This window comes from Listeria goaensis (assembly GCF_900186125.1).
GTDB classification, from domain to species: domain Bacteria; phylum Bacillota; class Bacilli; order Lactobacillales; family Listeriaceae; genus Listeria; species Listeria goaensis.
Genome location: NZ_FYBQ01000009.1, coordinates 46,563 through 60,157 on the forward strand (window position 1 = coordinate 46,563; position 13,595 = coordinate 60,157).

At 44.8% G+C, this 13,595-nt stretch carries 11 protein-coding genes; 9 read left to right on the plus strand and 2 right to left on the minus strand.

Translation table 11 applies throughout. From position 1 onward, the window contains the following. Nucleotides 1–217: 217 nt before the first annotated feature. From ilvD to ilvA, 9 genes are read left to right on the plus strand one after another with little or no spacing between them, the layout of a single operon-like run. Nucleotides 218–1,909, plus strand: a complete 1,692-nt coding sequence (gene ilvD / locus CFT42_RS10645; protein ID WP_088809599.1) for a dihydroxy-acid dehydratase — start codon at nucleotides 218–220, stop codon at nucleotides 1,907–1,909. A gap of 9 nt (nucleotides 1,910–1,918) precedes the next feature. After that, the gene (gene ilvB / locus CFT42_RS10650; RefSeq protein WP_179946580.1) at nucleotides 1,919–3,631 is read left to right on the plus strand and encodes a biosynthetic-type acetolactate synthase large subunit; all 1,713 of its coding nucleotides are present in this window, start codon (nucleotides 1,919–1,921) and stop codon (nucleotides 3,629–3,631) included. Between the two features lies 1 nt (nucleotide 3,632). Further along, nucleotides 3,633–4,121, plus strand: coding sequence for an acetolactate synthase small subunit (ilvN, locus tag CFT42_RS10655; protein ID WP_088809597.1), 489 nt, complete (start codon nucleotides 3,633–3,635; stop codon nucleotides 4,119–4,121). A 41-nt stretch (nucleotides 4,122–4,162) separates the two neighbouring features. Continuing rightward, nucleotides 4,163–5,173 carry a ketol-acid reductoisomerase gene (gene ilvC / locus CFT42_RS10660; RefSeq protein WP_088809596.1) on the plus strand — a complete coding sequence of 337 codons (1,011 nt, stop codon included), beginning with the start codon at nucleotides 4,163–4,165 and terminating at the stop codon, nucleotides 5,171–5,173. A 38-nt stretch (nucleotides 5,174–5,211) separates the two neighbouring features. Then, on the plus strand, nucleotides 5,212–6,744 hold the full coding sequence (locus tag CFT42_RS10665) for a 2-isopropylmalate synthase (RefSeq protein WP_088809595.1): 1,533 nt from the start codon (nucleotides 5,212–5,214) through the stop codon (nucleotides 6,742–6,744). Continuing rightward, nucleotides 6,745–7,806, plus strand: coding sequence for a 3-isopropylmalate dehydrogenase (gene leuB / locus CFT42_RS10670; protein WP_088816118.1), 1,062 nt, complete (start codon nucleotides 6,745–6,747; stop codon nucleotides 7,804–7,806). Continuing rightward, nucleotides 7,799–9,196, plus strand: coding sequence for a 3-isopropylmalate dehydratase large subunit (leuC, locus tag CFT42_RS10675; RefSeq protein WP_088809593.1), 1,398 nt, complete (start codon nucleotides 7,799–7,801; stop codon nucleotides 9,194–9,196). Before leuB ends, leuC begins: the two co-directional genes overlap by 8 nt. Next, nucleotides 9,174–9,755 (plus strand): 3-isopropylmalate dehydratase small subunit, encoded by a 582-nt coding sequence (leuD, locus tag CFT42_RS10680; protein ID WP_088809592.1) that lies wholly within the window; start codon nucleotides 9,174–9,176, stop codon nucleotides 9,753–9,755. Before leuC ends, leuD begins: the two co-directional genes overlap by 23 nt. 15 nt (nucleotides 9,756–9,770) lie before the next feature. Next, nucleotides 9,771–11,039 (plus strand): threonine ammonia-lyase IlvA, encoded by a 1,269-nt coding sequence (gene ilvA, locus CFT42_RS10685; RefSeq protein WP_088816119.1) that lies wholly within the window; start codon nucleotides 9,771–9,773, stop codon nucleotides 11,037–11,039. A gap of 36 nt (nucleotides 11,040–11,075) precedes the next feature. On the opposite strand, the gene CFT42_RS10690 is transcribed toward ilvA, so the two are convergent. Beyond that, on the minus strand, nucleotides 11,076–12,377 hold the full coding sequence (locus CFT42_RS10690) for a pyrimidine-nucleoside phosphorylase (RefSeq protein ID WP_088816120.1): 1,302 nt from the start codon (nucleotides 12,375–12,377) through the stop codon (nucleotides 11,076–11,078). Nucleotides 12,378–12,481: 104 nt separating this feature from the next. Next, the gene (locus tag CFT42_RS10695) at nucleotides 12,482–13,483 is read right to left on the minus strand and encodes a LacI family DNA-binding transcriptional regulator (RefSeq protein WP_088809589.1); all 1,002 of its coding nucleotides are present in this window, start codon (nucleotides 13,481–13,483) and stop codon (nucleotides 12,482–12,484) included. Nucleotides 13,484–13,595 lie beyond the last annotated feature (112 nt).

Below are 13,595 nucleotides of genomic sequence, written 5' to 3' on the forward strand. Positions count from 1 at the left end.
CAATTTTATTACTCTAGCAGGACTTTGAATTCGCGATTTCAAGCGGTTTCGAGTCCTGTTTAGAATTACTAAATGGGATTCTTTCAAAGCATCCCATTTTGTTTGGAACAAAATTGGGGTGCTTTTTCTTTTGAAAAGATAGCTAGCATACATTTATTGTTTAGTAAATTCACAAAATTCTGCTTAGAAAATTTATGGTAGGAAAAGGGGTAGAAAAATGCGAAGTGATAAAATCAAAAAAGGTGTTGAACAAGCACCGGCAAGAAGCTTGCTGCATGCAACGGGGCAACTAAAAAGCCCGGGTGACATGAATAAGCCATTCATTGCAATCTGTAATTCATATATTGATATTGTTCCGGGTCACGTACATTTACGTGAACTTGCAGATGTAGCGAAGGAAGCTATTCGCGAAGCTGGCGGTATTCCATTTGAATTCAATACGATTGGTGTAGATGATGGGATTGCGATGGGACATATTGGTATGCGTTATTCCCTACCAAGTCGCGAAATCATTGCGGATGCGGCAGAAACTGTTATTAATGCGCACTGGTTTGATGGCGTGTTTTATATTCCGAATTGCGATAAAATTACGCCCGGCATGTTGCTCGCATCAGTTCGGACAAACGTCCCCGCTATTTTTTGTTCAGGTGGCCCGATGAAAGCTGGTCTTTCAGCAACCGGAAAAGCGTTAACGCTCTCCTCCGTTTTTGAAGCTGTTGGATCATTTAAAGAAGGCTCGATGTCGAAAGAAGAATTTTTAGATATGGAAAAAAACGCGTGTCCAACTTGCGGTTCATGCGCAGGAATGTTCACTGCCAACTCCATGAATTGTCTGATGGAAATTCTTGGTCTTGCTCTTCCGGGTAACGGGACGACACTCGCAGTTTCAGATGACCGGCGCGAACTGATTCGGAAATCGGCTTTTCATTTGATGGATTTGGTTAAAAAGGACATTCGTCCAAGAGATATTGTTACGAAGGATGCCATTGATGATGCGTTTGCGCTTGATATGGCGATGGGCGGTTCAACCAACACGGTACTGCACACGCTCGCGCTTGCTAATGAAGCAGGCATCGATTATGAGCTTGAGCGAATTAATGATATTGCAGCTCGTGTACCCTACCTTTCAAAAATCGCCCCGTCTTCCGCCTATTCGATGCACGATGTTCATGAGGCTGGTGGCGTTTCTGCCATAGTGAAAGAACTTGTGGAACTTGAAAATGCGATTCACCCTGACCGAATCACGGTAACGGGCAAAACGATTCGCGAAAATGTAGCGGATGCGGCAATCAAAAATGAAAAAGTCATTCATCCGAAAGAAGATCCTTATAGCCCTGTTGGCGGGTTATCCATTCTCTTTGGCAACATTGCACCAAAAGGAGCGGCGATTAAAGTCGGCGGTGTAGATCCGTCCGTTCAAGTGTTTAAAGGCGAAGCGATTTGCTTTAGTTCACATGATGAAGCGGTTGAAGCGATTGATAATCATACCGTAAAAGAAGGTCACGTCGTGGTCATTCGCTATGAAGGTCCAAAAGGCGGTCCGGGAATGCCAGAAATGCTCGCACCAACCTCTTCTATCGTTGGTCGCGGACTTGGTAAAGATGTGGCGCTCATCACAGACGGTAGATTTTCCGGAGCAACTCGCGGCATTGCCGTCGGTCATATTTCACCAGAAGCAGCAGCGGGTGGTCCGATTGCACTCGTTCGGGACGGTGACCAAATTATCATCGACTTGCCGAACAGAACGCTAAACGTGGACGTGTCAGATGCCGAACTTGAAGCGCGCAAACAAGAACTACAACCTTTTAAAGCAAAAGTAAAAACGGGTTATTTGGCTCGTTACACAGCGCTCGTCACATCGGCTCACACAGGCGGCGTTATGCAAATTCCAGAAGACTTATTAGATTAAAACGAGGTGATGAAGATGCTAAAAAACGAAGTAAGCGACACGGCAGCAAAAACAGGCGCCGAACTGCTAATTGATGCCTTGAATAAACAAAACGTTGAAATGATTTTTGGCTATCCGGGTGGTGCCGTTCTACCGCTTTACGATGGATTTTATGACTGCAATATTCCGCATATTTTGGCAAGACACGAACAAGGTGCCATTCATGCGGCGGAAGGTTATGCGAAAGTGACGGGCAAACCAGGCGTTGTTGTTGTGACAAGTGGGCCTGGTGCTACGAACGTGCTAACTGGAATTACTGATGCCATGAGCGATTCAATTCCTTTAGTCGTTTTTACTGGCCAAGTTCATACGCCGGGAATTGGTAAAGACGCCTTCCAAGAGGCTGATATGATTGGGCTAACCATTCCGATTACAAAATACAATTACCAAGTGCGCGATGTGCGTGACTTACCACGAATTGTAAATGAAGCATTTCATATTGCGACAACCGGTCGAAAAGGCCCTGTTGTAATTGATATTCCAAAAGACATTGGAATTGCGCATACGGATGTGGTACATCCCGATACAATTGATTTACCGGGATACCAACCTACTTACTTACCGAATCCATTGCAAGTAGAAAAATTGATGCAGGCGCTTGAAAAAGCGAATAAGCCGCTCATTTTAGCAGGTGCAGGCGTAAATCATTCGCGCGCGACGGCTGAACTTTTAGAATTTGCAGAACGTTATGAAATACCAGTTGTGAATACCTTACTTGGTCTTGGGAGCTTCCCTTCTGATCACGAACTTTTTCTTGGTATGGGCGGTATGCATGGCTCCTATGCTGCCAACATGGCGCTAACAGATTGCGATTTGCTCATCAACTTTGGTTCACGCTTCGATGATCGTTTAGCAAGCGCACCAAAAGAATTTGCCAAACACGCTGTTATTGCTCATGTTGATATTGACCCAGCGGAAATTGGTAAAATTATTCCGACGCAAATTCCTATTGTGGCAGACATTAATGAAACGCTACAGCAAATTTTAAAAATGGATTTAGCGGACAAGGAAGATATTGCCCACTGGCACAAATTAAATATGACGCGAAAAGAACGACATCCTTATTCATATGACCGGAAACAAAATGCTGAGATTAAACCGCAAAAAGTAATTGAACTCGTTGGTGAATTAACAAATGGTGAGGCGCTTGTGGCAACGGACGTTGGGCAGCATCAAATGTGGGTGGCACAATTTTATCCTTTCCAATTTGACCATCAAATTATTACAAGTGGCGGTCTAGGCACGATGGGCTTTGGGATTCCAGCTGGGATTGGCGCAAAGTTAGCTTTTCCAAATAAAACGGTCGTGGCTTTTGTTGGCGATGGTGGCTTTCAAATGACGTCGCAGGAACTGGCGATTTTAAATGATTACGGCATCGCACTTAAGACGATTATTTTAAACAATGGCTCTCTTGGGATGGTCAGACAGTGGCAGGAAAAATTCCACAATGAGCGCTTTTCACATTCCATTTTCCAAAGTCAGCCTGATTTTGTGAAGCTTAGTGAAGCATACGGGGTCAAGAGTGTACGCATCACAGACCCTGAAACGCTTGAAGCGAAATTACGCGAAGCTTTTTCACACGATGGTCCTGCTGTCATTGATGTTCATATTTCAAAAAATGAGCTCGTGCTGCCGATGGTGCCGAGTGGAAAACCGAATCATCAGATGGAGGGAGTCGAGTGAGATGCGCAGAATTATTACGGCAACGGTGAACAACGCTTCGGGGGTTTTGAACCGGATTACGGGTGTCATTTCGAGGCGACAATATAATATCGATAGTATTTCGGTTGGTTGGACAGAAACCCCGAATGTATCGCGGATTACGATTGTTGTTCATGTGGACTCACTGTATGAAATTGAGCAAGTGACGAAGCAATTAAATAAGCAAATTGATGTGTTAAAGGTTAGTGATATTACAGATGATCCGCATATTGAGCGTGAATTAGCACTTGTGAAAATTAGCGCCCCTGCTTCTGTTCGTGCGGAGCTCACTGCTGTGATTGAACCTTTTCGAGCGACGATTATTGATGTCGGTGCAAAAAGCATTGTCATTCAAGTTGCGGGAACGAGTGAAAAGGTAGACGCCTTTGTCGATGTTGTCAGACCTTATGGAATTAAACAAATGGCAAGAACTGGTGTGACTGGCTTTACACGCAGTCCGAAAAAAAATTAGGTAATGAATTACCCTATAGAAAAAATTTGGAGGTTAGGAAAATGACAAAAGTTTATTATGAAGATGCAGTAAATGGAAATGCTTTAGAAGGAAAAACGGTTGCGGTTATTGGGTATGGTTCGCAAGGTCACGCCCATTCTCAAAATTTACGTGATAATGGAAATAACGTTATTATCGGTATTCGTGAAGGTAAATCAGCGGAAGCGGCAAGAAATGATGGTTTTAAAGTATATTCTGTCAAAGATGCTGCTGAAAAAGCTGATGTGGTCATGATTTTGCTTCCTGATGAAACACAAGGAGAAGCTTATGAAAATGAAATTAAACCCGGCCTAGAAGCTGGCAATGCACTTGTTTTTGCACATGGTTTTAACATTCACTTTGACGTTATCACGCCGCCAAGTGACGTGGATGTATTTTTAGTAGCACCAAAAGGTCCTGGGCATCTTGTTCGTCGCACATTCGTTGAAGGCGGTGCAGTCCCTGCCCTGTTTGCAGTTTACCAAGATGCAACTGGAGGCGCGCGCGATGTTGCTTTATCTTATGCAAAAGGTATCGGAGCAACACGTGCTGGCGTTATTGAAACAACCTTTAAAGAAGAAACGGAAACAGATTTATTCGGTGAACAAGCTGTTCTTTGCGGCGGTGCTACACATTTAATCCAAGCTGGTTTTGAAACGCTTGTGGAAGCGGGTTACCAACCTGAACTTGCTTACTTTGAAGTGCTGCACGAAATGAAATTAATTGTAGATTTAATGTATGAAGGCGGTATGGAAAAAATGCGCCACTCCATTTCAAATACGGCAGAATACGGTGATTACGTATCTGGTCCTCGCGTTGTGACGGCGGATACGAAAAAAGCAATGAAAGAAGTACTTACGGATATTCAAAACGGAAATTTTGCAAAAGCCTTTATTGATGATAATAAAAACGGCTTTAAAGAATTCCACCGTTTGCGTGCTGAACAAAAAGGACATCAAATTGAGGAAGTTGGCGCGAATTTACGTCGTATGATGCCATTTGTAAATCCTAAACAAGTTGAACAAGTCAAATAATTTTGTTCCATCAAATAAATCTAATGAGGTGAAATCGAATGAAAAAAATCCAGTTTTTTGACACTACACTTCGCGACGGCGAACAAACCCCTGGAGTAAATTTTGATGTAAAGGAGAAAGTTAGAATCGCCTTACAACTGGAAAAACTTGGTGTAGATGTCATCGAAGCCGGTTTTCCGATTTCTTCTCTAGGTGATTTTGAATGCGTGAAAGCCATTAGTGAAGCCGTTCAAACATCTAGTGTAACTGGTTTAGCACGTTGCCGGGAACAGGACATTTTACGGGCACATGAAGCGCTAAAACATGCGAAAAGCCCGCAACTGCATATTTTTCTTGCGACAAGCGACGTCCATATGCAGTACAAACTCAAAATGACCAAAGATGAAGTTTTGGCTTCTATCAAACACCACGTTACTTTTGCTAGAAAGCTATTTAACATTGTTCAATTTTCGCCAGAAGATGCGACGCGGACAGATCGGGCGTTTCTAATTGAGGCCGTTCAAACCGCCATTCATGCTGGCGCAAAGGTAATTAATATCCCTGACACGGTCGGCTACACGAATCCTACCGAATTTGGCCAGCTCTTCCGTGACCTAAAAGCGAACATTCCAGAATTTGATGATGTGATTTTTTCCTCGCATTGTCACGATGACCTTGGAATGGCAGTTGCCAATTCGCTGGCGGCAATTGAAAACGGTGCGCTCCGCGTGGAAGGTGCTATTAATGGCATCGGCGAACGTGCGGGCAATACTGCACTTGAGGAAGTCGCTGTAGCGCTCCACATTCGGAAGGATTTCTACCAAGCGGAAACGAATATAACACTCAATCAAATTAAGGCGACGAGCGATTTGGTAAGCCGGCTTTCAGGCATGCCGGTTCCGCGCAACAAAGCGGTTATTGGTGGCAATGCCTATGCGCATGAATCGGGCATTCACCAAGATGGTGTGCTGAAAAATCCGGATACGTATGAGATTATTACGCCAGCTCTTGTTGGCGTTCAAAAAAATTCGCTACCACTTGGGAAGCTTTCTGGGCGGCACGCGTTCACAGCACGCATGGAGGAACTCGGCTATTCGCTTTCGGAAGCGGAACAAAACGAAGCCTTTAAACAATTTAAAAATCTTGCTGATGTTAAAAAGGAAATCTCCGAGGCAGACTTGCATGCGTTAGTGGCTGGTCAAGCGGCTGAAACAGCGGAAAATGAATCGCTGACTCACCTCCAAGTGCAATTTGTGACAGATGGCGTTCAGGCGGCGGTCGTTAGAACAGAGGGACAAGATGGCGTGCGCGAAGACGCTGCGACTGGAGCTGGAAGCATTGAAGCGATTTACAACACGATTAATCGTCTGCTAAATCAAGACGTTACGCTCGTGAATTATCACATTCAAGCCATTACTCCTGGTCAAGATGCACAAGCGGAAGTTCATGTGGTTATTAAAAATCAAGCGGGCCATGAAATTCACGGAATTGGCATTGACCATGATGTGCTGACCGCAAGTGCGAAGGCATACTTAAATGCAAGCACGAAAAAAATGCCTGAAACAGAAAAGTCATTTGAGGAGGCACGCTAAATGGAGTACACGATTACAGCACTTCCAGGCGACGGGATTGGATCAGAAATTATGGAGGCTGGTCTTTCTGCGCTAAAGGAAATTGAAAAACAATTTGGTCATACGTTTCAAATTAAAACTTGCGCGTTTGGTGGGGCGGCAATTGATTTGACAGGCCAGCCATTTCCAGAAGAAACGCTTCAAGCATGTCTAAGCGCTGACGCCATTTTGCTTGCGGCAATTGGAGGCCCAAAGTGGGATGATGCACCGATTCGGCCGGAACAAGGCTTACTTGCTCTTCGGAAATCACTCGGTTTGTTCGCAAATATTCGTCCTGTACAGGTGTCTGGAAGTATTAGCCATCTCTCCCCTTTAAAACAAGAGATTGTAAATGGCACTGACTTTGTGATTGTGCGGGAGCTGACGGGTGGGCTTTACTTCGGTGAGCCGAAGCGTTTCGACGCAGACAGCGCGGTAGATACGCTCGTTTATTCTGCTGAAGAGATCCGTCGAATTATCGTTCAGGCGTTTGAAATTGCGAAAAACCGCAAGAAAAAAGTGACTTCGGTTGATAAAGCGAATGTACTTGCATCGAGCAAATTGTGGCGCCAAATCGCAAATGATGTGGCGGCGGACTATCCTGACGTTACACTCGAACATCAATATGTGGACGCATGTGCGATGCATTTGATTCAAAATCCGCGGCAATATGATGTGCTCGTTACGGAAAACATGTTTGGTGATATTTTAAGTGACGAAGCTTCTGTTTTGTCTGGCTCACTGGGCATGCTTCCTTCGGCGAGTTTTGCGGAAAATGGACCTTCGCTTTATGAGCCGATTCACGGATCTGCGCCTGATATTGCGGGTCAAAACGTAGCAAACCCAATTTCGATGATTTTATCAGTTGCGATGATGTTAAGGGAATCTTTCCACTTGGAAGCTGAGGCGCACGCACTGGAAACCGCTGTAAATGATACCTTAATAGCCGGGTTTTTCACAAAAGACTTAAAAGGCGAAACGAGTACGACGGCCTTTACGGCAGAAGTTCAAAAACGGATTAAAGGAGGCGTTACACATGGGTAAGACGCTATTTGATAAATTGTGGGACCGTCATGTGATTTACGGGGAAGTTGGTGAACCGCAGTTATTATATGTTGATTTGCATCTCATCCATGAAGTGACTTCTCCGCAGGCGTTTGAAGGGCTTCGCATGGGAAATCGTCCAGTAAGACGGCCAGATAAGACGTTTGCGACGATGGATCACAACGTTCCGACTGAAGATATTTTTAACATTCAAGACTTAGTAGCGAAAAAACAAATTGAAGCTTTGCAAAAAAACTGTCGCGATTTTGGTGTCACACTTGCCGATGTAGGTTCTGACCGACAAGGAATTGTGCACATGGTGGGCCCTGAAACGGGGCTGACACAACCTGGGAAAGTCATTGTATGCGGTGACTCGCATACGGCGACACACGGGGCCTTTGGCGCGATTGGTTTTGGGATTGGTTCAAGTGAAGTGGAACATGTTTTTGCGACGCAAACCATTTGGCAGCAGAAACCGAAGTCGATGGGCATTGAAATTACGGGCGAGCTGCAACCAGGCGTTTATGCGAAGGATATTATTTTGCATTTAATTGCCACTTATGGCGTTGCTTTTGGAACGGGATATGCCATTGAATATTTCGGCGATACGATATCGAAGCTCACGATGGAAGAACGTATGACCATTTGCAATATGGCAATTGAAGGTGGCGCAAAAATGGGCATGATGGCGCCAGATCAAACGACATTTGACTATGTTCGCGGACGTGAATATGCACCGCAAGATATGGAAGCGGCCATTACAGATTGGCAGACGCTGAAAACAGACGACGACGCTACTTATGATTTGCATCTTCAAGTTGACGTTTCCACTCTCGAACCTTACGTCACATGGGGAACGAATCCTGAAATGGGCGTGCCGATTTCCCAGCCGTTCCCAGCGATTCAAAATATTAACGATGAGCGTGCCTACACTTACATGGGACTTACTCCTGGCGCACGCGCCGAAGATATTGAGCTCGGATACGTCTTTATCGGTTCGTGCACGAACGCACGGATTTCTGATCTTGAGGAAGCGGCTAAAATCATTGCGGGGAAAAAAGTTAAACCGGGGATTCGCGCACTCGTCGTCCCGGGTTCGCGCAAAGTCCGTTTTGAAGCAGAAAAGCGTGGTTTAGATGAGGTGTTTAAGGCGGCCGGATTTGAGTGGCGCGAGCCTGGTTGCTCAATGTGTCTTGGGATGAATCCCGACCAAGTGCCAGATGGTGTGCACTGCGCCTCGACGTCCAACCGTAATTTTGAAGGACGACAAGGGAAAGGTGCTAGAACGCATCTCGTCTCCCCTGCTATGGCCGCGGCGGCAGCTATTCACGGCAAATTTATTGATGTTCGAAAGGAGGCTGTTCTTAGTGGAAGCTATTCAAATTCATAAAGGGCAAACGGTGGCGCTCATGAATGATAACATCGACACCGACCAAATTATTCCAAAGACCTTTTTAAAACGAATTGAAAAAACGGGATTTGGTGAATTTCTGTTTGACGAGTGGCGCTATTTGCCAAATCGTAAGCCAAATCCTGAATTCCCGCTTAATGCGGCTGACAGACAAAACGCGACGATTCTAGTAACTGGCGACAATTTTGGTTGCGGCTCGTCGCGCGAACATGCCGCTTGGGCGCTACTTGATTACGGCTTCCGGGTCATCATTGCCGGTGGCTACAGCGACATTTTTTACATGAACTGCACAAAAAACGGAGTCCTCCCCATTGTGTTGCCTGCTCTGGCACGCGAGAAACTGTCCAAAATTTCCTCCGAAGAAGAAATCGTTATTGACTTGCCAAATCAAGAGGTGCGAAGCTCTGTCGGTCAATTTTCATTCACGATTGACCCCACTTGGAAAGAAAAGTTTTTGAACGGACTCGACGATATCGCGATTACGCTCGAACATTTAGATGCCATTTTGGCGTATGAAGAAAAAATCGAAACCAAATAGAAAGGTTGTGAAAAAATGGAACTGGCTGATGTACTCGTATCAAAATCCGATGTTTTAAAAGCATATGAGGTGTTAAAATCCATCGTAAAACGGACTCCGCTCGAACTAGATCCGTATCTCTCGCACAAATACGACTGCCAAGTTTTCCTTAAACGCGAAGATTTGCAATGGGTCCGCTCCTTTAAACTCCGCGGTGCCTACTATGCCATTCACCGCTTAGGCGAAGCCGAACGCGCAAAAGGCGTCACATGCGCAAGCGCTGGCAATCACGCACAAGGCGTTGCTTATACATGTCAAAAATTGGGGGTAAAAGCAGCCATTTTCATGCCCACAACTACGCCAAATCAGAAGGTCTCGCAAGTAAAATTTTTCGGTGGTGAGTTTGTCGACGTCATTTTAACAGGCGACACATTCGACGCATCTGCTGAATCTGCCAAAGCTTATTCAAAGGAGCATGAAACTACTTTCATCGCGCCGTTTGATGATCTTGATATCATTGCAGGCCAAGGCACGCTTGCTGTTGAAGCCTTTTATGACCTCGAAGCGGCTGGGGCAAAAGCCGATTACGTTTTCGCAGCAATTGGCGGTGGCGGCTTAATTAGTGGCATTTCGAGTTTCATGAAAGAAGCTAGCCCACATACGAAAATAATTGGCGTTGAGCCAAGCGGTGCACCTTCGATGGCTGCTGCCCTTGAAGCCGGCAAAACGGTCAATCTCCCCCAAATCGACAAGTTTGTAGACGGGGCGGCTGTGAAGCAAGTCGGTGAACTCACCTTTAAACATGCCGAGAAGTTTATAGATGGTTGTATTTCAGTCCCAGAAGGCGAAGTTTGCCAGACGATTCTTGAGATGTACACAAAGCAAGCGATTGTGGCGGAACCAGCTGGAGCCCTGTCTGTTGCGGCGCTTGAACACTATAAAGAAGAAATTAAAGGGAAAACGGTCGTCTGCGTGGTGAGCGGTGGTAATAATGACATCAATCGCATGCAGGAAATCGAGGAGCGCTCCCTTCTGTTCCAAGGTTTAAAGCATTACTTTATCGTAAATTTCCCGCAACGCCCTGGTGCGCTAAAGGAATTTGTTGGTGAGGTGCTCGGACCGCATGATGACATTACTAAATTTGAATACACGAAAAAAGTCAATCGTGGCAACGGGCCTGTTATCATTGGCGTGCTACTAAGTTATAAAGAAGACTATCCCGCGCTGCTCGAGCGAATGGAAATCTTTGACCCAAGTTTCATTCCGATTAATGACAATCAAACTTTATATACTCTTTTGGTTTAAAAAAAAAGCGTTTGGGGGTGCCCCAAACGCTTTTCATTATTCCGTGATAATTTTATGCACCAGTTTCGGCGCTTCCGCCTGACTAGAAATGCGGATATTCTCATAAATTTTCTCTGTGACACCCGCCACATCTTCCTTATTGCTGAAAATGGTTACGAGAGAGTCGCCTGCTTGAACGGCATCGCCAACTTTTTTGCGTAACATCAGTCCAACCGCTAGATCAATTTCATCTTCTTTCGTTGCACGCCCGGCACCTAGAATCATTGCGGCCACACCAATTTCGTCTGCTACAATTTCGCTCACAAAACCACTTTTTTTAGCAGGTACTTCAATTTTATATGTAGCTTGTGGCAATTTTTCTGGCGAATCTACAATGCTTGCATCGCCACCTTGGTTTTCTAAAAACTGTTTAAATTTCTGAAGCGCCTGTCCATTTTTCATAACAGCAAGCAATTTTTCGCGCGCCTCTTCTAAACTTTCTGCCTGCTTCGCTAACACTACCATTTGACTGCCTAGCACTAAAACAAGTTCCGTCAAATCAGCTGGACCTTCCCCTTTTAGCGTATCAATCGCTTCCTTCACTTCAAGCGCATTCCCAATTGCGTAGCCTAGCGGTTGCGACATATCAGAAATAACGGCCATCGTATTGCGACCAACACTGTTCCCAATGCGCACCATCGCCCGCGCCAAGTTTTCAGCATCTTCATCGGTTTTCATAAACGCACCCGCGCCAGTTTTCACATCCAAACAAATCGCGTCCGCACCTGCGGCAATTTTTTTACTCATAATTGAACTCGCAATAAGCGGAATAGAATCCACCGTACCCGTTACATCACGAAGAGCGTACAGTTTTTTATCGGCGGGTGTTAAGTTGCCAGACTGTCCAATGACAGCCACCTTATCGCGGTTCACAAGCTCAATGAAGTCATCTTTCGTAATCTCGACATGAAATCCTTCCACCGCTTCTAATTTGTCAATCGTGCCCCCTGTGTGCCCTAAACCTCGCCCAGACATTTTCGCAACCGGAACACCTAAAGCCGCAACAAGCGGAGCTAAAACGAGTGTTGTCGTATCCCCTACACCACCTGTGGAGTGTTTATCTACTTTTATTCCGTGAATGGCCGACAAATCAATTGTTTCACCTGAATTCACCATCGCCATCGTCATATCCGCGCGCTCGTTATCTGTCATATCTTCAAAATAAATCGCCATGAGTAGTGCACTCACTTGATAATCAGGAATTTTTCCTTTCGTATATCCCTCAATAAAAAAATTAATTTCAGCCGTCGTAAGTTCGTGCCCGTCCCTTTTCTTGGAAATAATATCCACCATTCTCACGCTAACCACTCCTTATTTGGTATCGGTTACATTTTTAGTAAACCGTTTTACTTTTGACTAAAACTATCAGATGTTTTCACTATACTTGAGGCTACCAAGTTCTGTCAAATCTTTTTTGTGCTGCCTCGCTCAATCAACTTTAAATCGAGTAAACGATTTTTCATTTTTTCTTCTGGGCAAGCAATTTTTTGCAAGAGAAATTCGGCTGCAATCGCGCCAATTTCATAGATAGGCTGGCGAATGGTTGTAAGTGGCGGCGTCATGAATTCCGAAAGTTCGATATCATCAAAGCCAATGACCGATAAATCCTCTGGAATTTTAATCCCCTTATCAAAAAGAAAGCGATAAAGTCCGACAGCCATTAAATCATTCGTTGCGAACACGCCTGTTACACCGCCTGCAAGCAACTTATCCCCAGCTTTAAATCCGCCGTCCATCGTCTGATCCCCGCTAGCAATCCAGTCTTCTGGTACGGTTATGCCCGCATCTTTCATACATGCCAAATAGCCTTCATAACGCTCAAATACGTTGTAAAATGAGTTGTCCGAAATAATAATCCCGATTTTTTCGTGACCAAGTTCAAGTAAATGTTTGGTCGCCATATAACCGCCCTCATAGTCATCAACAGCAATTCGTCCTTCTTTTTGTTCATTTCGTTGTCGATCGAGTAAAATATACGGTTTCTTTTTTTCACGCATACGTTCGAATACTTTGGAAGCTAAAATATTTGGGCTGGCAATAATAAGTCCATCTACAGCGCGGTGTAGTAGTTCCTCCACATATCTATCTTCGCGCTCTTTATCATTGGAAGAGTTGCAAAGCATAATCATGTAATCATGTTGATTTAAATAGTCTTCTGCCCCTTTGACCATTTGCGAAAAAAAAGCATCCGTCACTTCTGGTACAACCATGCCAATTGTATTCGTATGATTCGTGACCATATTTTTAGCAAAAAAATTCGGTTTATACGCCATATCTTTTGCTGCTTTTAACACGCGATTTTTAGTTACCTCGCTAAACCTGTCCCCTTTTCCGTTTAAGATTTGCGAAATGGCCGTAATCGAAACACCCGTTTTCTCCGCAATCTCCCGAATCGTTACACTCATGCCGTTCCCCCGCTTCCTTCAACGCTCCTCTTCATCATACACTAAAGCGACAATCGTTGCAACGCTAGCAATGTAAACGCATACTATTTTATTTTATAAAAAAGAAGCATGC